The following is a 25,631-nucleotide window of genomic DNA, read 5'->3' on the forward strand; positions in this document are numbered from 1 at the left end:
TGCCGGTATGACCACACCATCGACATCGACATCTCCGACGGCGTCCGTCCCGTCCGTCCCGGTCGTCCCGGCCGAGCCCTTCGTTCCCGGGGCGTCCGCCGTCGACGCCTACCTGCGGCGCATCGGCGCGGAGCGGCCGGCGAGGGCGGACGCCGGGGCGCTGCGCGAACTGCACCTGCGGCACCTGCGGACCGTGCCCTTCGAGAACCTGTCGATCCACCTCGGCGAGGACATCGTCCTGGACGAGAAGGCGCTGCTCGACAAGGTGGTCGGTGCCCGGAGGGGCGGCTTCTGCTACGAGGTCAACACCGCGTTCGCCGTCCTGCTCCGGGGTCTCGGATACCGGGTGGCACTGCTCCAGGGGCGGGTCATCGGGCCGGAGGGGAAGCCCGGCATCCCGTACGACCACATGGCACTGATGGTGGAGACGGCGGAGGGGGAACGGTGGCTGGCCGACGTCGGGTTCGGCGACCACAGCCACTTCCCGCTGGCCTTCGACGAACGCGCCGACCAGGAGGATCCGGGTGGCGTCTTCCGCATCACGGCGGCCGCCGACGGCGACCTGGACGTGCTGCGGGACGGGAAGCCGCAGTACCGGCTCGAACCCCGGCCGCGTGAGCTCGCCGACTTCACGGCGGGGGCCTGGTACCACCAGACCTCGCCCGACTCGCACTTCCCGCGGTCCCTCATCTGCTCCCTGCTGACGGAGGACGGCCGGATCACGCTCAGCGGCCGGAAGCTGATCACCCGTGCGCACGGTGAGCGGGACGAGCGGGAACTCGAAGGGGAGGCGGAGGTGCGGGAGGCGTACCGGGACCTGTTCGGCATCGTGCTGGACACGCTGCCGGTCGTCCGCGGGGGAGAGCCCGAGCCCGAAAGCGGAACCCCTAATTCGGACCCTCGGTAACACATGCCTCGTTTGCCTCGAACCCCCCAACGGTGATCGAATGCGAATTCGTTGCACAGTGAACGAGTCGCACGGGGGTGCGTGAAGAATGTTCGACCGTCTCTTCGGGAAGCGTGCGGCGGGCGCCGCGAAGGGCGGCCCGCTGGCCGGCATCGCGGTCCCCGCCTCGGCCGGGGTGCTGAGCTGCCGGGTGCTCGACCCCGTGCACGAGCCCGTCCGCCAGGCCGAGTTCGTCGTCAGCGACACGGCGGGACGCAAGGTGCTCGCCGGGGAGACCGACCCGTACGGCACAGCGCTCGCGACCGTGCCGGCCGGCGAGTACCGACTGGCCGTCACCGCCGAGGGCTACACGCCGCACCACGGCTCCGCCGTCGTCGCCGAGGGCGGCCACACCGGCCTCGGCGACGTCCTGCTCCAGGTCGCCCCACAGCCCCAGCTCCCCGAGCCGGGCGACTGGGAGATCGACCCGATGCATTCGCAGATCGGCTTCACCGCGCGCCACATCGGCCTGGCCCGGATCCACGGCCGGTTCAACAGCTTCGCGGGCGCGGTACGCATCGCCGACCGCATGGAGAACTCGGCGATGCACGTCGTCATCGACGCGGCCTCCATCGACACCGGGGTCCAGATGCGCGACGACCACCTGCGGTCGGGTGACTTCCTCGACGTCGGCGCCTACCCGACGCTGGAGTTCTTCAGCGAGCGCTTCACGCACCGGGGCGGCAACCGGTGGGCCGTCACCGGGGCCCTCACCCTGCACGGCGTCAGCCGCACGGTGACCCTCGACACCCAGTACCTGGGCCTCGGGAACGGCCTGGAGGGCGAGACGCGCGGCGCCTGCCGCGCCAACACCGAACTCCACCGGGAGGACTTCACCCTCACCTGGCAGACGCTGCTCGCCCGCGGGATCGCGGCCGTCGGCTCCAGCATCAGCATCGACCTCGACATCCAGATCGTCCCGAAGAAGAGCTGAGAGCGCGCCCCACGGGTCACGGGGCTGGACGCGCCCCGCGGGTCACGGGGCTTCGAGCCAGCCCTCGTACTCGGCCGCCAGCGCGTCGAGGGCCGACGGGTCGAGCCGGCCGTCCGGGTCCTCGACGACGACGAGCCACTGCGCGTCCTCGGCGTCGTCCTCCCCGGCCAGGGAGTCCCGTACGAGCTGGGGTTCCTCGGCGACGCCGAAACGGTCGGGGAGCTCCCCGGCGACCTCCTCGGCGGCGTCGCGGTCCGGGAGTACCAGTACGTGTCGTTCACTCACGCCGCCATTCTCGCGCGCCGCCCGGAACGGGGTGTCAGTGGCCCGTGGGATGCTGGATCGCGATGGCCACCAGAAAGACTTCCCCCGACGACCTCCTCGGCCCCGTGACGCTCGCGGTCGGCCAGGAGGACCTGCTCCTCGACCGCGTCGTCCAGGAGGTGGTCGCGGCCGCCCGGGCCGCCGACGCCGACACGGACGTCCGTGACCTCACGTCCGACCAGCTCCAGCCCGGGGCGCTCGTCGAACTCACCAGCCCCTCGCTCTTCGCGGAGCGCAAGGTGCTGATCGTGCGGAACGCCCAGGACCTCTCCGCCGACACCGTCAAGGACGTCAAGGCCTACCTCGGCGACCCCGTCGAGGACATCTCCCTCGTCCTGCTCCACGCCGGCGGCGTCAAAGGCAAGGCCCTGCTCGAAGCCGCGCGCAAGGCCGGTGCGCGAGAGGTGGCCTGCCCCAAGACGACGAAGCCGGCGGAACGGCTGACGTTCGTACGGCAGGAATTCCGGGCCCTCGGACGTTCGGCCACGCCCGAGGCCTGCCAGGCCCTGGTCGACTCGATCGGCAGCGACCTCCGCGAGCTCGCGTCCGCGGTCGCACAGCTGACCTCCGACGTCGACGGCACCATCGACGAGGCCGTCGTCGGGCGGTACTACACCGGCCGCGCCGAGGCCTCCTCCTTCAACGTCGCCGACCGCGCCGTCGAGGGGCGGGCGGCCGAGGCCCTCGAAGCCCTGCGCTGGTCCCTGTCCACCGGCGTCGCCCCCGTCCTCATCACCAGCGCGCTCGCCCAGGGCGTACGGGCGATCGGCAAGCTCTCCTCGGCCCGCGGCGGCCGCCCCGCCGACCTGGCCCGTGAGCTGGGCATGCCGCCCTGGAAGATCGACCGCGTCCGTCAGCAGATGCGGGGCTGGACCCCCGACGGCGTCTCCCTCGCCCTCCGCGCCATCGCCGACGCCGACGCGGGCGTCAAGGGCGGTGGCGACGACCCCGAGTACGCCCTCGAGAAGGCGGTCGTCGCGGTGGCGCGGGCGGCGAGGATGCGGCGGGCGTAGGGGGCCGGTTCGGTGCCGGTGCCCGGTGGGGCCGTTGCCGGTCCCAGTCCCGGTGCTTGGCAGTCCCTGGCGTTGCCCGGGGTGGCTGCGGTCGTGGCCCGTGGGCCGGTGTAGGCCTCGGGGTTGTTGCGCCGTGCCGGGGCCGGTGGGTCGGTGCGGTCCGGTTCGTGGCCGGCGTCTGAGGTGATTCCCCCACCCCGCCCCTTCCCGAAACCCTGCCGGAGGCCGATGGGGCCGAGGTGATTCCCGGGGGCTCCGCCCCCGCCGCCCCACGCGTCGACGGCAGCTTCGCGCCGTGGGCATTCGCCCTCAGGCCCGAGCCCACCTGCGGCAGCCCGTCCAGGGCTCGCGTGTGGGGCTTACGTGCCTCCTCGGCCCCGAGCCTGCCTCCGGCGGTCCTCCGGGGGGCCCGCACCCTGGCTCGCCGAGGCGCGGAACCGGCTCCGGGTGCGGCGAAGGCCCCGGCGGCTCCTGGGGAGGAGGCGGCGGGGCCTTCGGCGTATGGGGTGGGCTCGCACCCGCGTGGCGAACGCGTCCGCGTGCGAGTCCGGGGTGGCCGTCGGGAGCGGGAGAGAGGGCCCGCTGGGTCCCGTACGGCCGGTTAGATCAGAGCTCAGCCCTGGAGGGAGGCGACCTTGATGGCCAGCGCCGACTTCTTGTTGGCGGCGGCGTTCTTGTGGATGACACCCTTCGAGACAGCCTTGTCGAGCTGACGCGAGGCGGCGCGAGAGGCGATGGTGGCCTTCTCGAGGTCGCCGGCGGCGACGGCCTCACGGGCCTTGCGGATCGCGGTCTTGAGCGACGACTTGACGGCCTTGTTACGCAGGCGCGCCTTCTCGTTGGTCTTGTTCCGCTTGATCTGGGACTTGATGTTCGCCACGAAAAGAGCCTTTACAGGTTCGGTGTTCCTTCTGGATGTGACTCGCAGGCTGAGAGGGCACACGAGACACAGCTGTCCACAGTACCAGTCACCCTCGGGGCCGCCCAAACCGGGCGCCGGGCGGCGGGCATGGGACCATGGAGCCTACGTATCGATCCGACATCGCCCCGAGACGAGACCCTGCGTGCCCGCGACTCCTACCAACGTGCCCGAGCCGAGCCGTACCGACCCGGCTCTGATCCGCAATTTCTGCATCATCGCGCACATCGACCACGGCAAGTCCACGCTTGCCGACCGGATGCTCCAGCTGACCGGTGTGGTCGACCAGCGGCAGATGCGTGCCCAGTACCTCGACCGGATGGACATCGAGCGGGAGCGGGGCATCACGATCAAGTCCCAGGCGGTCCGGCTGCCCTGGGCGCCGACCGACGGGCAGGGTGGGGGCAGGACCCACATCCTGAACATGATCGACACCCCCGGGCACGTCGACTTCACGTACGAGGTCTCGCGGTCGCTCGCCGCCTGTGAGGGCACGATCCTGCTGGTGGACGCGGCGCAGGGCATCGAGGCGCAGACCCTCGCCAACCTCTACCTGGCGATGGAGAACGACCTCACGATCGTTCCCGTCCTGAACAAGATCGACCTGCCGGCCGCCCAGCCGGAGAAGTTCTCCGAGGAGCTGGCCAACCTCATCGGCTGCCAGCCGGAGGACGTCCTGAAGGTCTCGGCGAAGACCGGCATGGGCGTCGAGGCGCTGCTCGACCGCGTGGTCCGGGACGTGCCGGCGCCGGTCGGTGTGGCCGACGCCCCCGCCCGCGCGATGATCTTCGACTCCGTGTACGACTCGTACCGGGGCGTCGTGACGTACGTCCGTGTCGTCGACGGCCAGCTCAACAAGCGCGAGCGCATCAAGATGATGTCGACCGGCGCGACCCACGAGCTGCTGGAGATCGGCGTCTCGTCGCCGGAGATGACCGCGTCCGACGGTCTCGGCGTCGGCGAGGTCGGCTACCTCATCACCGGTGTGAAGGACGTCCGTCAGTCCAAGGTCGGTGACACGATCACCTCCCTGAACAAGGGCGCGACCGAGGCGCTCGGCGGTTACAAGGACCCGAAGCCGATGGTGTTCTCGGGTCTGTACCCGCTGGACGGCTCCGAGTACCCGGACCTCCGCGAGGCCCTCGACAAGCTCCAGCTGAACGACGCCGCGCTCGTCTACGAGCCGGAGACGTCCGCCGCGCTGGGCTTCGGCTTCCGCGTCGGCTTCCTCGGCCTCCTGCACCTCGACGTGATCCGCGAGCGCCTGGAGCGCGAGTTCGGGCTCGACCTGATCGCCACCGCCCCCAACGTGGTCTACCGCGTGGTCATGGAGGACGGCAGCGAGCACACGGTCACCAACCCGAGCGAGTTCCCCGAGGGCAAGATCAACGACGTGTACGAGCCCGTCGTACGCGCCACGATCCTGGCCCCCAGCGAGTTCATCGGCGCGATCATGGAGCTCTGCCAGACCCGCCGCGGCACGCTGATCGGCATGGACTACCTCTCCGAGGACCGGGTGGAGATCCGCTACACCCTGCCCCTCGCCGAGATCGTCTTCGACTTCTTCGACCAGCTGAAGTCCAAGACGCGCGGTTACGCCTCCCTCGACTACGAGCCCACCGGCGAGCAGGCCTCCAGCCTGGTCAAGGTCGACATCCTGCTGCACGGCGACAAGGTCGACGCGTTCTCCGCCGTCACCCACAAGGACGCCGCGTACGCCTACGGTGTGCGGCTCGTCGCGAAGCTGCGCGAGCTCATCCCGCGGCAGGCCTTCGAGGTGCCGATCCAGGCCGCGATCGGCTCCCGGGTCATCGCCCGCGAGACCATCCGCGCCATCCGGAAGGACGTCCTCGCCAAGTGCTACGGCGGTGACATCTCCCGCAAGCGGAAGCTGCTGGAGAAGCAGAAGGAAGGCAAGAAGCGCATGAAGATGGTCGGCTCGGTGGAGGTGCCGCAGGAGGCCTTCATCGCCGTCCTGTCGAGCGACGAGTCCTCCGGCAAGAAGAAGTAGCAGGGCCGGCAGGAATAGCTGTCCTATGCAACCAATGGGTCCACGTGCCGTGCGCGCGTGGGCCCGTTCGTTATGAAGCGACGCCCTGCAGGGCCTTACGCGCCGGTCCCCGGCCCTCTACTCTGATCCCGAATCGCAGGTTACTCGCCAGTTTTTACGCACCGCCAGAAGGCACCGCCGCCGCCCGGAGGACGTCGTGAGCGACACACAGAACCAGATCGAGAACCGGCCGCCCTCCGTGGCGTCCCTCTTCCTTACGCGCGTCGAGCGGACCCCGGATGCGGAGGCCTACCGCTATCCGGTCCCCGCCGCCTCCGGCACCGGCCCGGACGAGTGGAAGTCGCTCAGCTGGGGCCAGGCCGCCGAGCGGGTCTACGCGATCGCCGCCGGTCTCGCCGACCTCGGCGTGCGGGCCGAGGAGCGGGTCGCCCTGGCCTCCTCCACCCGGGTCGAGTGGATCCTCGCCGACCTCGGCGTGATGTGCGCCGGCGCCGCGACCACCACGGTCTACCCGCAGACCAACGCCGAGGAGTCGGCGTTCATCCTCTCGGACTCGGAGTCGAAGGTCCTCATCGCCGAGGACGCCGCCCAGCTCGCCAAGGCGGTCGAGCGCCGCGGAGACCTGCCGAACCTCCGCCACGTCGTGGTCGTCGACCCGGCCGGCGTGGAGAGCGACGGCGAGTTCGTGCTCTCCCTCGCCGAGCTGGAGGCGCGCGGCAAGGCGTACCTGGAGAAGCACCCCGGGGCGGTGAAGGAGCGGGTCGCCGCGATCACCTCCACCCAGCTCGCCACCCTCATCTACACCTCGGGCACCACCGGCCGCCCCAAGGGCGTCCGCCTCCCGCACGACAACTGGTCGTACATGGCCAAGGCCATCGCCGCGACCGGCCTCGTCACCCAGGACGACGTGCAGTACCTGTGGCTGCCGCTCGCCCACGTCTTCGGCAAGGTGCTCACGTCGGGCCAGATCGAGGTCGGGCACGTCACCGCCGTCGACGGCCGCGTCGACAAGATCATCGAGAACCTGCCGGTGGTCCAGCCGACCTACATGGCCGCGGTGCCGCGCATCTTCGAGAAGGTCTACAACGGGGTCGCCGCCAAGGCCCGCGCCGCCGGCGGCGCCAAGTACAAGATCTTCCAGTGGGCGGCCGGCGTCGCCCGCGACTACGCCAAGGCCACCCAGGACAACTTCCGCCGCACCGGCACCGCCTCCGCGCCCTTCGGCCTCTCGGCGAAGCACAAGGTCGCCGACGCGCTCGTCTACGGCAAGATCCGCGAGGCCTTCGGCGGCAACCTGCGCGCCTGCATCTCCGGCTCCGCCGCGCTCGCCCCCGAGATCGGCTACTTCTTCGCCGGCGCCGGCATCCACATCCTGGAGGGGTACGGCCTCACCGAGTCCTCCGCCGCCTCCTTCGTCAACCCCGGCGAGGCCTACCGCACCGGCACCGTCGGCAAGCCGCTCCCCGGCACCGAGGTCCGCATCGCCGACGACGGCGAGATCCTGCTGCGCGGCCCCGGCATCATGGAGGGCTACCACGGCCTGCCCGAGAAGACGGCCGAGGTCCTGGAGTCCGACGGCTGGTTCCACACCGGCGACATCGGCGAGCTGTCCGCCGACGGCTACCTCCGGATCACCGACCGCAAGAAGGACCTGATCAAGACGTCCGGCGGCAAGTACATCGCGCCCGCCGAGGTCGAGGGCCAGTTCAAGGCCGTCTGCCCGTTCGTCTCGAACATCCTCGTCCACGGCGCCGACCGGAACTTCTGCACCGCCCTGATCGCCCTCGACGAGCCCGCCATCCTCGGCTGGGCCGCCGAGCACGACCTGGCGGGCAAGCCGTACGCCGAGGTCGTCGCCGACGCGCGCACCCAGAAGCTGATCCAGGGCTACGTCGACCGCCTCAACGAGGGCCTCCAGCGCTGGCAGACGATCAAGAAGTTCCGGCTGCTGCCCCGCGACCTCGACATCGAGCACGGCGAGCTCACCCCGTCGCTGAAGCTGAAGCGACCGGTCGTCGAGCGCGAGTACAAGGACCTCATCGAGGAGATGTACGCGGGCTCCCGCGAGTCCTGACCGGCCGGGCACGACCGGCACCGCGGGCAGTACGGGACAATGGGACCCATGCCTTCCGTACTGCCCGATGGTGAGCCCGTTCCCGACGACGGGGCGCTGCCCCCGCACGCCCTCGAAGGGGCGGGGGAACGGCCGCTCGGGTTCTACCTGCACGTGCCGTACTGCGCCACCCGGTGCGGCTACTGCGACTTCAACACGTACACGGCGAGCGAGCTGCGCGGCACGGGCGGTGTGCTCGCCTCCCGGGACAACTACGCCGAGCAGGTCGTCGAGGAGATCCGGCTCGCCCGGAAGGTCCTCGGCGACGCCCCCAGGCCGGTGCGGACCGTCTTCGTCGGCGGTGGCACGCCGACGCTGCTCGCCGCCGGGGACCTCGTACGGATGCTGGGGGCGATCCGCGACGAGTTCGGGCTCGCGGACGACGCCGAGGTGACGACGGAGGCCAATCCGGAGTCCGTGAACCCGGCCTACCTCGCCGAGCTCCGGGAGGGCGGCTTCAACCGGATCTCCTTCGGCATGCAGAGCGCCAAGCAGCACGTCCTCAAGATCCTCGACCGCACGCACACGCCGGGCCGCCCCGAGGCGTGCGTCGGCGAGGCGCGGGCCGCCGGCTTCGACCACGTCAACCTCGACCTCATCTACGGCACGCCCGGCGAGACCGACGACGACTGGCGCGCCTCCCTCGACGCGGCCATCGGCGCCGGGCCCGACCACGTCAGCGCCTACGCCCTCATCGTCGAGGAGGGCACGCAGCTCGCCCGCCGCATCCGCCGCGGCGAGGTGCCCATGACCGACGACGACGTGCACGCCGACCGCTACCTGATCGCCGACGAGGCCTTCGAGGCGGCCGGCTTCTCCTGGTACGAGGTCTCCAACTGGGCCACCTCCGAGGCAGGGCGCTGCCTCCACAACGAGCTCTACTGGCGCGGCGCCGACTGGTGGGGCGCCGGCCCCGGCGCCCACTCCCACGTCGGCGGCGTCCGCTGGTGGAACGTGAAGCACCCCGGTGCGTACGCGGCCGCCCTCGCCGCCGGGAAGTCCCCGGGCGCCGGCCGCGAGCTCCTCTCCGACGAGGACCGCCGCGTGGAGCGGATCCTCCTGGAGCTGCGGCTCAAGGAAGGCGTCGAGCTGTCCCTCCTCAAGCCCGCCGGGCTGGCCGCCGCCGGCAGGGCCCTCACCGACGGCCTCCTCGCCCCCGAGCCGTACGAGGCGGGCCGCGCCGTCCTGACCCTGCGCGGCAGGCTGCTCGCCGACGCGGTGGTGCGGGACCTGGTGGACTGAGCCGCCCCGGTCGGTCGACGGACGGCTCGAAATCCCAGGTGGGGCGGACGCGCCTCCGGGCCGCCAGGGTGTGAGAGCGCGGGCTCCGGCATGGTGTGGGCGGCGGCCCGGTCGCCGGAGGCCACCAGCACGAGGGCCGTGTTGGTGGCGGCGGCGACGGGGTGGGTGGGGCCCAGGAGGGCCGGTAGCCGTTCTCCGCTTCGGTGCGTCGGACGTGGAGGTGTGTACCGCGCCCCGGGCGCCCCTACGGGGACGTCACGAAGTCGATCAGTTCCTCGACGCGGCCCAACAGCTCCGGTTCCAGGTCCTTGTAGGAGTGGACGCGCTTGAGGATGGCCTGCCAGACGGCGCCGGTGTTGTCGGAGGGCCAGCCGAGGGCGCGGCAGGTGCCGGTCTTCCAGTCCTGGCCGCGGGGCACGGCGGGCCAGGCGGGGATGCCGAGGGAGGAGGGCTTCACCGCCTGCCAGACGTCGATGTAGGGGTGGCCGACGACGAGGACGTCGGGGGAGGTGACCTGGGCGGCGATCCGCGACTCCTTGGAGCCGGGGACCAGGTGGTCGACGAGGACGCCGAGGCGCGCGTCGGGTCCGGGGGCGAAGTCCGCGACGATGGACGGCAGGTCGTCGACGCCCTCCAGGTACTCCACGACGACGCCCTCGATGCGCAGGTCGTCGCCCCAGACCCGTTCGACGAGTTCCGCGTCGTGGCGGCCCTCGACGTAGATGCGGCCCGCTCGCGCCACGCGCGCGCGTGCGCCGGGGACCGCGAGCGAGCCGGAGGCCGTACGGGTCGGACGGACCGCGCCGCCGGACGCCGGGCGGACCAGGGTGACGACCTTCCCCTCCAGGAGGAAGCCGCGCGGTTCCAGCGGGAAGACCCGGTGCTTGCCGAAGCGGTCCTCCAGGGTCACCGTCCCCGCCTCGCAGCGGATCACCGCCCCGCAGAAGCCCGTGGAGACCTCCTCGACGACGAGGTCGGGGTCCGCGGGGACCTCCGGGACGGGCTTCGGCTTCTTCCAGGACGGCGTCAGGTCCGGGTTGTAGCTACGCATGGGCTCCGATCCGTCCGGGGCGCGGTGGCGGGGGTTCCGCCCGGGGGTCCGGGGGCGTCCCCGGGGAAGGCACAGCCGGGGCCGCGTCGGGTCCGGGCGTGGCTGCGCATCCCGGCGACGTTATGCGACCGAGAAGCGCCTGGCCAGTTCCTCGCGTTGGCGTCGCACGAACGCGGCGTCGACCACGGCGCCGTGGCCGGGTACGTACGCCGCGTCCTCGCCGCCCAGCGCGAGCAGGCGGTCCAGGGCGTCCGGCCAGCGGGAGGCGATCGCGTCGGGGCCGGCCTGCGGCTCGCCCGACTCCTCGACCAGGTCGCCGCAGAACACCACCTCGCGGCTGCCGGGGACGCAGAGGGCCAGGTCGTGGCCCGTGTGGCCGGGCCCCACGTTCGCCAGGAGGACCTGGCGGTCGCCCAGGTCGAGCGTCCACTCGCCCGAGACGACGTGCCGCGGGGCGACCAGGACGTCCACCGCCTCCGCCGCCACCCGCGGGTCGACCCCCTGCCGTACCGCGTCCTCGCCGAGCTCCTCGCGGGCCCGGGCGGAGCCCAGGAGGTCGTCCGAGCCGACCGCACCGAAGACCTCCGCCCCCGCGAACGCCGCCGTGCCGAGAACGTGGTCGAAGTGGGGGTGGCTGAGTGCGATATGCGTCACCCTCCGGCCGCCCGTGAGGGCCGTCACCTGTGCGCGCAGCTCGGCGCCCTCGGCGAGCGACGACCCCGTGTCGTACAGCAGTACCGCCCGTGTGCCCAGGACCAGTCCGACCGTGGCGTCCCAGCCGGGCAGCCGCCGCCGGCCGACCCCGTCCGCGAGCCGTTCCCATCCGTATGCTTCCCAATCCGCGTCCATGGGGCGACGCTAACCGCTGGGCACGCCGCCTCCTTGCCAGGAGCGATGCCCGCCGCCGTACACTGACCGGGGATCGCTGGCACTCGGACCGGGGGAGTGCCAAAAGCGGAGCAACCGGAAACGACGACAGCTGGAGGTGCGCACGATGCTCAGCGAACGCAGACTCGAGGTACTGCGCGCCATCGTCCAGGACTACGTCGGGACGGAGGAGCCCGTAGGCTCCAAGGCGCTCACCGAGCGCCACAAGCTCGGCGTCTCGCCCGCCACCGTGCGCAACGACATGGCGGTCCTGGAGGAAGAGGGCTACATCGCCCAGCCCCACACCAGCGCGGGCCGCATCCCGACCGACAAGGGCTACCGGCTCTTCGTCGACCGGCTGGCCGGCGTCAAGCCGCTGTCGACCCCCGAGCGGCGCGCCATCCACAACTTCCTCGACGGTGCCGTCGACCTGGACGACGTCGTCGGCCGCACGGTCCGGCTGCTCGCGCAGCTGACCCGTCAGGTCGCCGTCGTCCAGTACCCCTCGCTGACCCGTTCGACCGTCCGGCACGTGGAGCTCCTCGCGCTGGCCCCGGCCCGCCTGATGCTCGTGCTCATCACGGACACCGGCCGCGTCGAGCAGCGCGTCATCGACTGCCCCGCGCCCTTCGGCGAGACCTCCCTCGCCGACCTGCGGGCCCGGCTCAACAGCCGGGTCGTCGGCCGCCGGTTCGCCGACGTGCCGCAGCTGGTGCAGGACCTCCCCGAGTCCTTCGAGGAGCTCGAGGACCGCGCCACGGTCTCCACCGTGCTCGCGACCCTCCTCGAAACCCTGGTGGAGGAGCACGAGGAGCGGCTGATGATCGGCGGCACCGCCAATCTCACCCGCTTCGGACACGACTTCCCCCTGATGATCAGGCCCGTCCTGGAAGCACTCGAGGAGCAGGTCGTGCTCCTCAAGCTGCTGGGCGAGGCCAAGGAATCGGGCATGACCGTACGCATCGGGCACGAGAACGCCCACGAGGGGCTGAGCTCCACGTCCGTCGTCTCGGTCGGCTACGGTTCGGGCGGCGAGGCAGTCGCCAAACTCGGCGTGGTCGGACCGACCCGCATGGACTACCCCGGAACGATGGGAGCGGTACGCGCAGTGGCACGTTACGTCGGACAGATCCTGGCGGAGTCGTAAGTGGCCACGGACTACTACGCCGTACTCGGCGTGCGCCGCGACGCTTCCCAGGACGAGATCAAGAAGGCGTTCCGGAGGCTCGCTCGCGAGCTGCACCCGGACGTCAATCCCGATCCGAAGACGCAGGAGCGCTTCAAGGAGATCAACGCCGCCTACGAGGTCCTCTCGGACCCGCAGAAGAAGCAGGTCTACGACCTCGGCGGCGACCCGCTCTCGGCCTCCGGTGGCGGAGGCGGCGCGGGCGGCTTCGGTGCGGGCGGCTTCGGCAACTTCTCCGACATCATGGACGCCTTCTTCGGCACGGCCTCGCAGCGCGGCCCGCGCTCGCGGACCCGTCGCGGCCAGGACGCCATGATCCGCCTGGAGATCGACCTCAACGAGGCGGCCTTCGGCACCACCAAGGACATCCAGGTCGACACGGCCGTCGTCTGCACGACCTGCTCGGGCGAGGGCGCAGCCCCCGGCACCTCCGCGCAGACCTGTGACATGTGCCGCGGCCGCGGTGAGGTCTCCCAGGTCACCCGGTCCTTCCTGGGCCAGGTCATGACCTCCCGCCCCTGCCCGCAGTGCCAGGGCTTCGGCACCGTCGTCCCGACCCCGTGCCCCGAGTGCGCGGGCGACGGCCGGGTCCGGTCCCGCCGCACCCTCACGGTCAAGATCCCGGCCGGCGTCGACAACGGCACCCGCATCCAGCTCGCGGGCGAGGGCGAGGTCGGCCCCGGCGGCGGCCCCGCCGGCGACCTGTACGTGGAGATCCACGAAACCCCGCACGACACGTTCCAGCGGCGCGGCGACGACCTGCACTGCACGGTCACCATCCCGATGACGGCGGCCGCGCTGGGCACCAAGGTGCAGCTGCAGACGCTGGACGGCCTGGAGGAGATCGACATCCGCCCGGGCACCCAGTCCGGCCAGTCGATCCCGCTGCACGGCCGCGGCGTCACGCACCTGCGGGGCAACGGCCGAGGCGACCTGATCGTCCACGTCGAGGTGCAGACCCCCGGCAAGCTCGACGCGGAGCAGGAGCGCCTCCTCCGCGAGCTCGCCAAGCTGCGCGGCGAGGAACGCCCGACGGGCCAGTTCCAGCCGGGCCAGCAGGGGTTGTTCTCGCGGCTGAAGGACGCGTTCAACGGGCGGTAGGCGTCCTGCCGGGGGTCCGGGGGGCGTCCCCCGGGCCGGCACAGTCAGCCGGGCCGGCAGGGGTTGTTCTCGCGGCTGAAGGACGCGTTCAACGGGCGGTAGGCGTCCTGCGGGGGGTCCGGGGGTCGTCCCCCGGGTCGGCACAGTCAGCCGGGCCGGCAGGGGTTGTTCTCGCGGCTGAAGGACGCGTTCAACGGGCGGTAGTTGCCCAGTGGCACGGATGGAGGCGGTACCCGCGGGTCGCGGGTACCGCCTCCATCCGTTTGCGGAGCCGTTGCTTCCACGATCTGACGTACGGATTCGGCGGGGAAGCAGGGGCATGACACGATGCCCATATGTCCACCACCGCACTGAACGATCTCTCTCGGTTTCCGATCGTGCAGGCCCCCATGGCGGGTGGACCCTCCTGTCCGGAGCTCGTCGGGGCCGTGTGCGAGGCCGGGGCGCTCGGCTTCCTGGCGGGCGGGTACAAGACGGCCGGAGGCCTGTACCAGGAGATCAAGCAGGTACGCGGGCTGACCGCGCGGCCCTTCGGCGTCAACCTGTTCATGCCGCAGGACGGCCGGCCGGCCGACCCCTCCGCGGTGGAGGTCTACCGGCACCAGCTCGCGGGCGAGGCCACCTGGTACGACACCCCGCTGGGCGAGGCCGACGACAGCCGGGACGACGCCTACGACGCCAAGCTGGCGATCCTCAGGGAGGACCCCGTCCGGGTCGTCTCCTTCACCTTCGGCTGCCCCGAACCGGAGGTCCTCGCCTCCTTCGCCCGGGTCGGCACGTTCACGATCGTGACCGTCACCTCGGCCGCCGAGGCCCTCGCCGCCGAGCGGGCGGGCGCCGACGCCGTCTGCGTGCAGGGCGTCGAGGCGGGCGGGCACCAGGGGACGTACCGCGACGACCCGGCCGACGACGGCGTCCCGGGCATCGGGCTGCTGGCCCTCGTCACCCAGGTCCGCGAGCGCGTCGGGCTGCCGATCGTCGCCACCGGCGGGATCATGCGCGGCGCGCAGATCGCCGCGGTCCTGGCCGCCGGGGCCGACGCGGCCCAGCTCGGCACCGCCTTCCTCGGCTGCCCCGAATCGGGCGCCCACCCGCTGCACAAGCGGGCCCTGACCGACCCGCTGTTCACCCGGACCGCCCTCACCCGGGCCTTCTCCGGACGCCCGGCGCGCGGCCTGGTCAACCGCTTCATGCGCGAGCACGGGCCGTACGCCCCCGCCGCCTACCCCGAGATCCACCACCTCACCGCCCCGATCCGCAAGGCCGCCGCAGCCGCGGGCGACGCCCAGGGCATGGCCCTGTGGGCCGGTCAGGGCCACCGTCTCGCCCGCGCGCTTCCCGCCGGGCAGCTGGTGGAGGTGCTGGCCGCCGAACTCGACACCGCCCTCTCCGAGATCGCCCACAGGAGCGCCTCATGACCGCACCCGTCTTCGTCGTCGACGCCATCCCCGACACCCGGCTCTTCGTCCTGGACGGGCCCGAGGGCCGGCACGCCGTCTCCGTGAAGCGGCTGAACGCGGGGGAGGCCGTCGTCCTGACCGACGGCCGGGGCCGCTGGGCCGACGGCGTGGTGGTCGCGGCGGAGGGCAAGGACCGGCTGACCGTGGAGTTCTCGTCCGTGTCCGAGGACCCGGAGGAGGAGCCGCGGATCACGGTCGTCCAGGCGCTCCCGAAGGGCGACCGGGGCGAACTCGCCGTCGAGACCATGACGGAGACCGGTGTGGACGCGATCGTGCCGTGGGCCGCCGCCCGCTGCATCACCCAGTGGAAGGGGGACCGCGGCCTCAAGGCGCTCGCCAAGTGGCGGTCCACCGCGCGCGAGGCCGGCAAGCAGTCGCGCCGCACCCGCTTCCCCGAGGTCGCCGACCTGATGAGCACGAAGCAGGTCGCCTCGCTCCTCGCCGGCGCCGACTTCGCGGCCGTCCTGCACGAGGACCGCGCCCACCCCAGCGGCGCGCTCGCCACCGCCGAACTCCCGGAGAAGGGCTCGATCGTCCTGGTCGTCGGCCCCGAGGGCGGGGTCTCACCGGACGAGCTCGCGGCCTTCGAGGCGGCCGGAGCGAAGCCGTACCGCCTCGGCCGCAGCGTCCTGCGCACCTCCACGGCGGGCACGGCGGCGACGGCCCTCGTCCTGGGCCGCACGGGCCGCTGGAGCTGACCCGTCCCGGTCAGGGTGCCCCGGCGCCCGCCTCCCTGTCCGCCACGGTGTCGTAGAGGGGCCAGGCGTTCTCCTCGCGGATGCCGTGGACGGTCGGGAGGAGGCCGCGGGTCGCGGCCTCTTCGAGGAAGCGGCGTACGACGCCCGGCTTGTTGAGGTTCAGGATCGCGCCGCCGGTCGAGGCGACGTCGCCCAGGCCGAAGGGGTATCCGGCCACGATGCGGCCGGGGCCGTCGCGGAAGACGAGCCGGAGCTGCGCGTGCGGGTGCTCCGTGCGGCGCAGGGAGAGCACCGTCCGGCAGTCGGGGTGCCGGTGGCGGACGTTCCACAGCCACACGGTGCCGTCCACGGTCAGTCTGCGCGGCGCGCTTTCGCGTCTCATGCGGCGCACCCTACGCGCCGTGTCTCCGGCCGCACCCGGTGGACAGCGGCCCCCCGGCGCTCCTTAGGCTGACCGCATGGCCGACGAGTCCCCTCTGATCCGCAGTCTGCGTGCCGCCGTGGCCGCCGCCCCGGGTGACGTACCCCTGCGTCTCCACTTCGCCGAACTCCTCCTCTCCGAGGGACGGAACGACGACGCCGTCGCCGAGGCGGCGGTCGCGCTCCAGCACGCGCCGGGGGACGCGGACGCGCGAGCGCTGATGGTGCGGGCGATGGGCCTGCCGCCGGCCTCCGCCCCCGCGTCGGCCCCGGCGCCCGTGCCGCCTCCCGCGCCCACGCCGCCTCCCGCTCCGGCTCCGGAACGGTCTTCCGCTCAAGCGCCCTCCGCTCCCGAAGAGCCCTCCGCGACCGCTCCGGCCGCCGGGGAGTCCGCGGAGCAAGCCCCCGACTTCGACTGGGCCGCGGCCGAGCAGCAGGTGCAGGACCTGGTGGGGCCGCGGTTCCTGGAGGCCCCGCAGGCGGACGGTGGCGAAGGGACCGCGGGGGACGCCGCGGCGTGGGACGTGGACGCGCCCGGGGCGGTGCGTCTTGCCGACGTCGGCGGCATGGAAGAGGTCAAGGACCGCCTGGAGGCCGCGTTCCTCGCGCCGATGCGCAACCCCGAACTGCGCAGGCTGTACGGCAAGTCGCTGCGCGGCGGGCTGCTGCTCTACGGGCCGCCCGGCTGCGGCAAGACGTTCATCGCGCGGGCCGTCGCGGGCGAGCTGGGCGCGAACTTCCTCACCGTGTCGCTCTCCGACGTCCTGGACATGTGGATCGGGGCCTCGGAGAAGAACATCCACGACATCTTCGAGACCGCCCGCCGCCAGGCGCCGTGCGTCGTCTTCCTCGACGAACTGGACGCGCTGGGCGCCAAGCGCTCGCGCACGCACCACAGCGGTCTGCGCAACGTCGTCAACCAGCTGCTCACCGAGCTCGACGGCATCGCGAGCGGGGCCGGCAACGAGGGCGTCTTCGTCCTCGCGGCCACCAACGTGCCCTGGGACGTGGACATCGCGCTGCGCCGCCCCGGCCGCCTCGACCGCACCCTGCTGGTGCTGCCGCCGGACGCCAGGGCCCGGGAGGCGATCCTCCGCTACCACCTGCGGGAGCGGCCGATCGAGGCCGTCGATCTCGGCAAGCTCGTCAAGGTCACCGAGGACTTCTCCGGCGCCGACCTCGCCCACCTGTGCGAGTCGGCCGCCGAGGCCGCGCTCCTGGACTCCGCCCGCACCGGCTCCGTACGGCTGATCACCACCAAGGACCTGCTCGGCGCGGCCAAGCAGATCAAGCCGTCCACGGAGCCGTGGTTCGCCGCGGCCCGGAACGTCGCCATGTTCGCCAACGAGGGCGGCCTGTACGACGACCTCCTGGCCCACCTCAAGCGGAAGCGCAAGCTGTGACCGCCCCGGGCGGCCCGACCGCGCTCCTGCGCGCCGAGGCGCTGTACGACACCGGGCGGTACGCGCAGGCCGGGGCGCTCGTCGCCCAGCACCTGGCGACCGAACCGGAGGACGCCGAGGCACTCGTGCTGCTCGCCCGCTGCCACCACAGGAGCGGCGACGGGCCCGCCGCCCTCGCCGCTGTGGACCAGGCGCTGCGGGCGCAGCCGGACCTGCTCGGCGGCTGGCTGATGCGCGTGCACATCCTGCTCGCCGCCAAGCGGTTCCCGGAGGCCGAGGCCTCCGCGCGGCACTCCGTCGAACTCGCCCCGCAGTACTGGGGCACCCACTACGCGCTCGGCACGGTCCTCGCGGAGCACGGCGAGGCCACGCGCACCCCGGGCCGCACCGTCGAGGCGTACGAGGCGGCCCGGGCCGCCGTGGCCCTCGCCCCCGAGGAGGACGCGGCCCACTTCCTCGTGGGTCTGACCGCCCAGCGCCGGGGCGACCGGGTCACCGCGCAGCGGGCGTACGAGACGACGCTGCGGCTCAACCCGCAGAGCAGCGAGGCCCACAACAACCTGTCGCTGCTGCGGCTGCGGCGCCGCTGGTTCCGCCGGGGGGCGTGGACGCAGGCCGCCGAGGGATTCGTGGCCTCCGCCGCGCTCGACCTCCAGGACCGCAAGGCCCGCTACAACCTGGAGGCCATGGCCTGGAGCACCGCCGCCGGCGCCCGCTGGGTGGCGCTGCTCGGCTTCCTCGCCTCGGCGTTCGGCGCCGCTCCGCTGCGCGAGGGGGCCACCGGGGCCGCGGCGTTCGTGCCCTTCGTGATCGGCGCGGTCGTCCTCGTCGGTGCCTGGGGCGGCTGGGTGCTGTGGATGGCCCGGCGGGTGCCGCCCCGGCTGCGCCGTCCGATGCTGCTCGTCGCGCGCGCGTGCCGGCCGGTGATCGCGATGGCCACCGCGGTGGGGCTGCTCGGTCTCTACTCGGCGGTGTCGATGACCCTGTGGGCGTTCGACGCGGGTGTGATCGGCGGGCTGGGGACGCCGTTGTTCTGGGCGGTGGTCATCACGTACTGGGTGAGCCGCTCGGCCCTGAACCGGCGCGCGCCCAAGGACTGACCGGGGCCCGGGGCCCGGGGCCGGGGAGGCGGCACCGGGGACGCGATGCCGGGGGGACATGGGGCCGATCACGCGGTGCCGGGGACGCGGCACCGGGGACGCGGTGATGCCGGGGGCGGCCGATAGCATGCGCGTGTACTGACCGACGGAGGCGAGGAGGCCCGGGCCATGGCCGGAGAGCCGCAGAGCGACTGCCTGTTCTGCAAGATCGTGGCGGGGGAGGTGCCGGCGACGATCGTCCGCGAGACCGAGACGACCGTGGCGTTCCGCGACATCAACCCGCAGGCGCCCACGCACGTCCTCGTCATCCCGCGCGTCCACTACCCGGACGCCGCCTCCCTGGCCGCCGCCGAGCCGGCCATCGCGGCCGACATACTGCGCGAGGCCGGTGAGGTCGCCGCCCAGGAGAAGGTCGACGGCCACGGCTTCCGGATCGTGTTCAACACCGGCGCGGGTGCGGGCCAGACCGTCTTCCACGCCCACGCGCACGTGCTGGGCGGCCGCGGCCTCAACTGGCCCCCCGGATAGATCCGTGTCCGTACGCGAACTGGTCGTGCTCGGGACCGCCAGCCAGGTCCCGACCCGGCACCGCAACCACAACGGGTATCTGCTGCGCTGGGACGGCCAGGGCATCCTCTTCGATCCCGGCGAGGGCACCCAGCGCCAGATGCTGAGGGCCGGGGTCGCCGCGCACGACCTCGACCGGATCTGCGTGACGCACTTCCACGGCGACCACTCGCTCGGCCTGGCCGGGGTGATCCAGCGGATCAACCTCGACCAGGTCCCGCACCCGGTCACCGCGCACTACCCGGCGAGCGGGCAGCACTTCTTCGAGCGGCTGCGGTACGCCACCGCGTACCGGGAGACCGTGAAGCTGACCGAGTCGCCCGTCGCCGCCGACGGGCCGCTCGCCGTCACCGAGGCGTACACCCTCGACGCGCGCCGGCTGTCGCACCCCGTCGAGTCCTACGGCTACCGGCTGACCGAGTCCGACGGGCGCCGCATCCTGCCCGAGAAGCTCGCCGCGCACGGCATCAAGGGCCCCGACGTGGGCCGGATCCAGCGCGACGGCGTCCTGGACGGCGTGACCCTCGACGAGGTCAGCGAGGTGCGGCGCGGGCAGCGCTTCGCGTTCGTCATGGACACCCGCCTCTGCGACGGGGTGCACGCCCTCGCCGAGGGCGCCGACATGCTCGTCATCGAGTCGACCTTCCTCGACGAGGACGTCCGACTCGCCACCGACCACGGTCATCTGACGGCAGGACAGGCCGCGTCGGTCGCGCGGGACGCGGGGGTGCGGCACCTCGTCCTCACCCACTTCTCGCAGCGCTACTCCGACCCGGCGGAGTTCGAGCGGCAGGCGCGGGCGGCCGGGTTCGACGGCGAGCTGAGCATTGCCCAGGACCTCATGAGGGTCCCCGTACCGAAGAGATAGAGCACCACCCATGCACCAGCCGGTGGCCCTTCCCAAGGCCGAACTGCACCTCCACATCGAAGGCACCCTCGAACCCGAGCTGGCCTTCGCGCTCGCCGCGCGCAACGGCGTCACCCTGCCGTACGCGGACACCGCCGCCCTGCGCGAGGCGTACCGCTTCAGCGACCTGCAGTCCTTCCTGGACCTCTACTACGGCCTGATGGCGGTCCTGCGCACCGCCGAGGACTTCACGGAGCTCGCCGACGCGTATCTGGAGCGGGCCGCGGCCCAGGGCGTCCGGCACGCCGAGATCTTCTTCGACCCGCAGGCGCACACCGCCCGCGGCGTCCCGATCGGCACCGTGATCGAGGGCCTGGGCGCCTCCCTGGACCGCGCCGAGGAGCGGTACGGGATCTCGACGCGCCTGATCATGTGCTTCCTGCGCGACGAGTCCGCCGAGTCGGCGCTCGCGACCCTGGAGGCCGCGAAGCCGTACCTGGACCGGATCACCGGCGTCGGCCTGGACTCGGCCGAGGTCGGCCACCCGCCGGCCAAGTTCCGCGAGGTGTACGAGGAGGCCGCCCGGCTCGGCCTGCGCCGCGTCGCGCACGCCGGCGAGGAAGGTCCCGCCGCCTACGTCCGCGAGGCCCTGGACGTGCTCGGCGTGGAGCGGATCGACCACGGCCTGCGCTGCATGGAGGACCCGGAGCTCGTCGAGCGGCTGGCCCGCGAGCGGGTCCCGCTCACCCTCTGCCCGCTGTCGAACGTCCGGCTCCGCGTCATCGACACCCTCGCCGACCACCCGCTCCGCACGATGATGGCGGCGGGCCTCCTCGTCACCGTCAACTCCGACGACCCCGCGTACTTCGGCGGCTACGCCGGCGACAACTACGACGGGGTGCGGGAGGCGCTGGGCCTCACCGACGCCCAGCTCCGCGAGCTCGCCCGGAACTCCTTCCGCGCGTCGTTCCTGGACGACGACGAGCCGCGCCGCGCGCGGTACCTCGCCGAGGTGGAGGCGTACGAGTTCGGCGGGAAGTAGACGCCCCCGTCAGCCCCGGTCGCTCGGCCTCGCCAGGCGGTACGCCGACTTCGCCGGGCGGCGGCGGGCCGCCGGGACCGGGATCGGGGTGACCTCCTGCTCCGGCGCGCCCATCTGCGGGACGAGGGACGGCGTCGCCGAAGCCGTGCCCGCCAGGACCGCCGCCGGTGCGCCGCCGCGGCGGCGGACGGAGCCCGGGACCAGGGGGCGGCCCGAGGCGTGCCGGGCGACGGCGGTCATGGGGAGTGCGACGAGGACGAGCAGGGCACAGAGGACGGCGCCCATGCCCGGGTAGCCGGCGCTCTCCGAGAGGAGGCTGCCGACGACGGGGCCGCAGGCCACGCCGAGGGAGGAAGCCGAGCCGACCAGGACGGCCCAGCGGCCGCGCGGGTCGAGGGAGGCGGCGAGGCCCAGGAGGTACGACAGGACGACCGGGTAGACGGCGTTCCACAGGATCTCGCCGGTCGCGAAGGACGCCAGGCTTCCGGCGGCCGAACTCAGCAGCACGCACCCGGCGATGAGGACGGTGCCCACCCCGATCGGGACGGCTCGGCCGAGGCGCGAGCCGAGCGCCCCCGCCGCGGTGACCCCGGCGAGGCCCGCGCCGAGCGCCGCGGCGAAGACCGCGCCGACCGTGACCTCGGAGAGCCCGGCCTGGGTGATCCCGATGCGGCCGCTGACGCCCCAGAGCGCGTTCTGCGCGAGGGACCAGAACAGGATGCCGCCGGCGAGCACGGCCCCGGCCCGGCGGTACGGCAGCGGGCCCGTCGGGGCGTGCCGCCGTTCCGCCCCGTCACGCGCGTGCGTGGCGCCCGGCAGGCGGCCGGTGAGCGGCCACACCAGCGCCGCCGCGCAGGCGATCGCGAGCAGCGGCGCCGCGTGGCCGCCGCCCAGGTGCGGGAGCGTCAGATAGAGGGCGCCCGCCGTGGCCGACACCGTCAGGAGGCCCAGCGTGGAGGCCCGGTGCGGGTCGGGCCGGCCGGCGATCCCGGCCGCGGCCACCGCCGTCGCCGTACCCGAGCCGAGGCCGCCGATGACCGCGCCCGCGACCACCAGCGGCACGGTGCCGGTCGCGGCGGCGGAGCCGTATCCGACGGCCATCGCGAGCAGGCCCGCGCGGGCCGCGGTGCGGGGCCCGATCCGGTCGCCGCGCGCGGCCAGCGTGAATCCGGCGGACGAGGAACCGAGCAGCAGCACGGAGCCGACCAGACCGGCCTGCGCGGGGGTGAGGCCGAGCCCGGCGGAGAGCCGGCCGACGACGGTCGGGAGGAGGTACGGGGCGAGGTAGCCGGCCGTGAAGAGGGAGACGAGGGCGGCGAGGGCCCCCGGGCCGCGAGTCCGCGACGACATGGGCGTTCCCAGGAACAGGAGGGGAGGGGAGGAGCGCCCGGTGGTGCGGGGAACACGGGGTCGCGGAACCATGTGTATCAAGCAGGTGCTTGACCGGAGAAGGTGGTATCCGCCCGTTCGTCACGTGATCTGGGTCACCATCGGTTTCGTCCGTGGATTCCCGGGTAGGAGTCGGCTTCCTCGTTGCGTCCCACCCGTCACCCACCCCTCGTCGGGCACACTGGCATGATCCGCACCGCAGCCGAGGAGTCCGCCGTGACCACAGCAAGGGGAGACCAGCCGCAACACGACGCCGGGGTCGACCCGTTGGTCTGCCTGCGCGAACCCACCGACCCCGACTGCGACGTCTTCCTGACGGGCACGGTCTTCCTCGACATCATCTTCACCGGCCTCGACAGCGCGCCCGTCCGCGGCACCGAGTCGTGGGCCCGCGGCATGGGCTCCAGCCCCGGCGGCGTCGCCAACATGGCCACCGCCCTCGCCCGCCTCGGTCTGCGCACCTCCCTCGCCGCCGCCTTCGGCGACGACCACTACGGCGAGTACTGCTGGGACGCCCTGGAGCAGGGCGAGGGCATCGACCTCTCGCTCTCCCGCACGGTCCCCGGCTGGCACTCCCCGGTGACCGTCTCCATGGCCTACGAGGGCGAGCGCACGATGGTCTCCCACGGCCACGAGGCCCCGCCGCTCGACGGCGCCCTGCCGGCCTACCCGCCGCACGCCCGCGCCGCCGTCGCCTCCCTCGTCCCCGGCCGCTCCGAGGACTGGGTCGCCCAGGCCGCCCGCGGCGGCGCCAAGGTCTTCGCCGACGTCGGCTGGGACGACACCGGCCGCTGGGACCTGGCCGGCCTCACCGACCTGGAGCACTGCGAGGCCTTCCTGCCCAACGCCGCCGAGGCCATGCGCTACACCCGCACCGACTGCCCCAGAGCTGCCGCCCGCGCCCTCGCCGACAAGGTCCGCTACGCCGTCGTCACCCTCGGCTCCGAGGGCGCCTACGCCGTCGACGGAGCCACCGGCGAGACCGCCGAGGTCCCCGCCATCCAGGTCGCCGCCCTCGACCCCACCGGCGCCGGGGACGTCTTCGTCGCCGGTTTCGTCACCGGCACCCTCGCCGACTGGCCGCTCGCCGACCGCCTCGCCTTCGCCGGTCTGACCGCCGCCCTCTCCGTCCAGGAGTTCGGCGGCTCCCTCTCCGCGCCCACCTGGGGCGAGATCGCCGCCTGGTGGCAGCACGTCCAGGGGCACGCCCGGCAGGACCCCGAGGCGCTGCGCAGCCGGTACGCCTTCCTGGAGCGCCTCCTTCCGGTCCCCGCCCGCCCGTGGCCGCTGCGCCGGGCCGTGCCGACGATCGGCTTCCGGGCGGCCGCCTCGTAAATCCCTTCGACCCGTCGCCGGCAAGTCGTAGGCTTGGAGGCCGAGAGGTTGTCGAGCGGCGAGAACCCCGCAGCGGGAGGTATCCGCAGGCCACAGTGCCGGCCCATGACTCAGACACCCACAGCCCACAACGGCGCGGCCCGCGACGGCGCGCCCGGTCAGGCCCGCGCCCAGTTCACGGTCCCCGCCAAGCACCCGATGGTGAGCCTCCTCGGCTCCGGTGACGCGCTGCTCCGCGTCATCGAGCAGTCGTTCCCGGCCGTGGACATCCATGTCCGGGGCAACGAGGTCAGCGCGGTCGGAGACGCGACGGACGTCGCGCTGATCCAGCGCCTGTTCGACGAGATGATGCTGGTGCTCCGCACCGGTCAGCCGATGACGGAGGACGCAGTGGAACGCTCGATCGCCATGCTCAGGGCGAGCGGGAACGGTTCGGCGGAGGGCGGCGAGGAGACTCCCGCCGAGGTGCTCACGCAGAACATCCTCTCCAGCCGGGGCCGCACGATCCGACCCAAGACGCTCAACCAGAAGCGGTACGTCGACGCGATCGACAAGCACACGATCGTCTTCGGCATCGGCCCCGCCGGTACCGGAAAGACCTACCTCGCCATGGCCAAGGCGGTCCAGGCCCTGCAGTCGAAGCAGGTCACCCGGATCATCCTGACCCGGCCCGCCGTCGAGGCGGGCGAGCGCCTGGGCTTCCTGCCCGGCACGCTCTACGAGAAGATCGACCCGTACCTGCGCCCGCTCTACGACGCCCTGCACGACATGCTCGACCCCGACTCGATCCCCAAGCTCATGGCGAACGGGACGATCGAGGTCGCGCCGCTGGCGTACATGCGCGGCCGGACGCTGAACGACGCGTTCATCATCCTCGACGAGGCGCAGAACACGAACCCCGAGCAGATGAAGATGTTCCTCACCCGCCTCGGCTTCGACTCGAAGATCGTCATCACCGGTGACGTCACCCAGGTCGACCTGCCGAACGGGACGAAGAGCGGTCTGCGGCAGGTCCGCGACATCCTGGACGGCGTCCAGGACGTCCACTTCTCGACGCTCACGTCGCAGGATGTCGTCCGGCACAAGCTCGTCGGCCGTATCGTCGACGCGTACGAGCTGTACGACAGCCGAAACGGCCGCAACGGGAAGTAGCGACAAGCACCATGTCGATCGACGTCAACAACGAGTCCGGTACCGAGGTCGACGAGCAGGCGATCCTCGACATCGCCCGCTACGCGCTCGCGCGCATGCGCATCCACCCGCTCTCCGAGCTCTCGGTGATCGTCGTGGACGCGGAGGCGATGGAGCAGCTCCACATCCAGTGGATGGACCTGCCGGGTCCGACGGACGTCATGTCCTTCCCGATGGACGAGCTTCGCCCGCCGTCGAAGGACGACGAGGAGCCCCCGCAGGGGCTCCTCGGCGACATCGTGCTCTGCCCCGAGGTCGCCACCCAGCAGGGCAAGGACGCGCCGACCGAGCACTCCATGGACGAGGAGCTCCAGCTCCTCACCGTCCACGGCGTGCTGCACCTCCTCGGGTACGACCACGAGGAGCCGGACGAGAAGGCCGAGATGTTCGGCCTCCAGGCGGCGATCGTCGACGGCTGGCGCGCGGAGAAGGGCCTCACGGGCCCGTCCCCGGCGCCGACCGTCTCCTGACC

24 protein-coding genes are annotated in these 25,631 nt (G+C 72.7%); 18 read left to right on the plus strand and 6 right to left on the minus strand.

Annotation, left to right across the window (positions count from 1 at the left end):
* Window positions 1-7: 7 nt before the first annotated feature.
* Complete coding sequence (locus tag OO54_RS01965; protein WP_033201118.1) at window positions 8-907, plus strand: arylamine N-acetyltransferase family protein; 900 nt, start codon at window positions 8-10, stop codon at window positions 905-907.
* A gap of 88 nt (window positions 908-995) precedes the next feature.
* A complete protein-coding gene (locus tag OO54_RS01970; protein ID WP_033201119.1) occupies window positions 996-1,880 on the plus strand; it encodes a YceI family protein in 885 nt (294 codons plus the stop codon).
* A gap of 42 nt (window positions 1,881-1,922) precedes the next feature.
* Here the strand turns inward: OO54_RS01970 and OO54_RS01975 are convergent, their stop codons facing one another.
* Window positions 1,923-2,165: a hypothetical protein gene (locus OO54_RS01975; RefSeq protein ID WP_017239272.1), complete on the minus strand. Its 243-nt coding sequence runs from the start codon at window positions 2,163-2,165 to the stop codon at window positions 1,923-1,925.
* A gap of 62 nt (window positions 2,166-2,227) precedes the next feature.
* Here OO54_RS01975 and holA point away from each other — a divergent pair, with 62 nt between their 5' ends.
* Entirely contained in the window at window positions 2,228-3,217 is a 990-nt protein-coding gene (gene holA / locus OO54_RS01980; protein WP_033201120.1) for a DNA polymerase III subunit delta, read from the plus strand.
* 613 nt (window positions 3,218-3,830) lie between these two features.
* Here holA and rpsT read toward each other — a convergent pair.
* Window positions 3,831-4,097, minus strand: coding sequence for a 30S ribosomal protein S20 (rpsT, locus tag OO54_RS01985; protein ID WP_017239270.1), 267 nt, complete (start codon window positions 4,095-4,097; stop codon window positions 3,831-3,833).
* A 184-nt stretch (window positions 4,098-4,281) separates the two neighbouring features.
* Here rpsT and lepA point away from each other — a divergent pair, with 184 nt between their 5' ends.
* The 3 genes from lepA (at window position 4,282) to hemW (ending at window position 9,502) form a co-directional block, all read left to right on the plus strand.
* On the plus strand, window positions 4,282-6,147 hold the full coding sequence (gene lepA / locus OO54_RS01990) for a translation elongation factor 4 (RefSeq protein WP_033201121.1): 1,866 nt from the start codon (window positions 4,282-4,284) through the stop codon (window positions 6,145-6,147).
* A gap of 196 nt (window positions 6,148-6,343) precedes the next feature.
* Window positions 6,344-8,221, plus strand: a complete 1,878-nt coding sequence (locus tag OO54_RS01995) for an AMP-dependent synthetase/ligase (protein WP_033201122.1) — start codon at window positions 6,344-6,346, stop codon at window positions 8,219-8,221.
* Between the two features lie 39 nt (window positions 8,222-8,260).
* Window positions 8,261-9,502 (plus strand): radical SAM family heme chaperone HemW, encoded by a 1,242-nt coding sequence (gene hemW, locus OO54_RS02000; RefSeq protein WP_033201123.1) that lies wholly within the window; start codon window positions 8,261-8,263, stop codon window positions 9,500-9,502.
* A gap of 244 nt (window positions 9,503-9,746) precedes the next feature.
* Here hemW and OO54_RS02005 read toward each other — a convergent pair whose 3' ends face one another.
* Together OO54_RS02005 and OO54_RS02010 are read right to left on the minus strand one after the other, a co-directional pair.
* Window positions 9,747-10,553, minus strand: a complete 807-nt coding sequence (locus tag OO54_RS02005; protein WP_033201124.1) for a DUF3097 domain-containing protein — start codon at window positions 10,551-10,553, stop codon at window positions 9,747-9,749.
* Between the two features lie 120 nt (window positions 10,554-10,673).
* Window positions 10,674-11,402: an MBL fold metallo-hydrolase gene (locus OO54_RS02010; RefSeq protein WP_017239265.1), complete on the minus strand. Its 729-nt coding sequence runs from the start codon at window positions 11,400-11,402 to the stop codon at window positions 10,674-10,676.
* Between the two features lie 145 nt (window positions 11,403-11,547).
* On the opposite strand from OO54_RS02010, the gene hrcA reads away from it, so the two are divergent.
* The 4 genes from hrcA to OO54_RS02030 all read left to right on the plus strand — a co-directional run bounded on the left by hrcA (window position 11,548) and on the right by OO54_RS02030 (window position 15,865).
* Entirely contained in the window at window positions 11,548-12,567 is a 1,020-nt protein-coding gene (gene hrcA / locus OO54_RS02015) for a heat-inducible transcriptional repressor HrcA (RefSeq protein ID WP_024759069.1), read from the plus strand.
* Window positions 12,568-13,707: a molecular chaperone DnaJ gene (gene dnaJ, locus OO54_RS02020; protein ID WP_017239263.1), complete on the plus strand. Its 1,140-nt coding sequence runs from the start codon at window positions 12,568-12,570 to the stop codon at window positions 13,705-13,707.
* A gap of 335 nt (window positions 13,708-14,042) precedes the next feature.
* A complete protein-coding gene (locus OO54_RS02025) occupies window positions 14,043-15,125 on the plus strand; it encodes a nitronate monooxygenase (RefSeq protein WP_033201125.1) in 1,083 nt (360 codons plus the stop codon).
* On the plus strand, window positions 15,122-15,865 hold the full coding sequence (locus OO54_RS02030; protein ID WP_033201126.1) for a 16S rRNA (uracil(1498)-N(3))-methyltransferase: 744 nt from the start codon (window positions 15,122-15,124) through the stop codon (window positions 15,863-15,865). Before OO54_RS02025 ends, OO54_RS02030 begins: the two co-directional genes overlap by 4 nt.
* Window positions 15,866-15,875: 10 nt before the next feature.
* Here OO54_RS02030 and OO54_RS02035 read toward each other — a convergent pair whose 3' ends face one another.
* Window positions 15,876-16,247 (minus strand): hypothetical protein, encoded by a 372-nt coding sequence (locus OO54_RS02035; protein ID WP_033201127.1) that lies wholly within the window; start codon window positions 16,245-16,247, stop codon window positions 15,876-15,878.
* A 76-nt stretch (window positions 16,248-16,323) separates the two neighbouring features.
* Here OO54_RS02035 and OO54_RS02040 point away from each other — a divergent pair, with 76 nt between their 5' ends.
* From OO54_RS02040 to OO54_RS02060, 5 genes are all read left to right on the plus strand, one after another.
* Complete coding sequence (locus OO54_RS02040) at window positions 16,324-17,688, plus strand: ATP-binding protein (RefSeq protein WP_033201128.1); 1,365 nt, start codon at window positions 16,324-16,326, stop codon at window positions 17,686-17,688.
* Entirely contained in the window at window positions 17,685-18,788 is a 1,104-nt protein-coding gene (locus OO54_RS02045; protein ID WP_033201129.1) for a tetratricopeptide repeat protein, read from the plus strand. Before OO54_RS02040 ends, OO54_RS02045 begins: the two co-directional genes overlap by 4 nt.
* Before the next feature lie 168 nt (window positions 18,789-18,956).
* Window positions 18,957-19,316 carry a histidine triad nucleotide-binding protein gene (locus OO54_RS02050; protein ID WP_033201130.1) on the plus strand — a complete coding sequence of 120 codons (360 nt, stop codon included), beginning with the start codon at window positions 18,957-18,959 and terminating at the stop codon, window positions 19,314-19,316.
* Window positions 19,317-19,320: 4 nt separating this feature from the next.
* A complete protein-coding gene (locus tag OO54_RS02055; protein WP_033201131.1) occupies window positions 19,321-20,223 on the plus strand; it encodes a ribonuclease Z in 903 nt (300 codons plus the stop codon).
* Window positions 20,224-20,233: 10 nt separating this feature from the next.
* A complete protein-coding gene (locus tag OO54_RS02060; RefSeq protein ID WP_200146716.1) occupies window positions 20,234-21,244 on the plus strand; it encodes an adenosine deaminase in 1,011 nt (336 codons plus the stop codon).
* Window positions 21,245-21,253: 9 nt separating this feature from the next.
* Here the strand turns inward: OO54_RS02060 and OO54_RS02065 are convergent, their stop codons facing one another.
* Complete coding sequence (locus OO54_RS02065) at window positions 21,254-22,594, minus strand: MFS transporter (protein ID WP_033201132.1); 1,341 nt, start codon at window positions 22,592-22,594, stop codon at window positions 21,254-21,256.
* 225 nt (window positions 22,595-22,819) lie between these two features.
* Between OO54_RS02065 and OO54_RS02070 the strand changes: the two genes are divergently transcribed.
* From OO54_RS02070 to ybeY, 3 genes are all read left to right on the plus strand, one after another.
* Window positions 22,820-23,968: a carbohydrate kinase family protein gene (locus tag OO54_RS02070; protein ID WP_399522348.1), complete on the plus strand. Its 1,149-nt coding sequence runs from the start codon at window positions 22,820-22,822 to the stop codon at window positions 23,966-23,968.
* A 105-nt stretch (window positions 23,969-24,073) separates the two neighbouring features.
* Window positions 24,074-25,120, plus strand: coding sequence for a PhoH family protein (locus OO54_RS02075; protein ID WP_033201134.1), 1,047 nt, complete (start codon window positions 24,074-24,076; stop codon window positions 25,118-25,120).
* Between the two features lie 11 nt (window positions 25,121-25,131).
* Window positions 25,132-25,629 carry an rRNA maturation RNase YbeY gene (gene ybeY, locus OO54_RS02080; protein WP_017239253.1) on the plus strand — a complete coding sequence of 166 codons (498 nt, stop codon included), beginning with the start codon at window positions 25,132-25,134 and terminating at the stop codon, window positions 25,627-25,629.
* The last annotated feature ends 2 nt before the right edge of the window (window positions 25,630-25,631 follow it).

The organism is Streptomyces wedmorensis (assembly GCF_000716445.1).
Classification (GTDB): Bacteria; Actinomycetota; Actinomycetes; order Streptomycetales; family Streptomycetaceae; genus Streptomyces; species Streptomyces wedmorensis.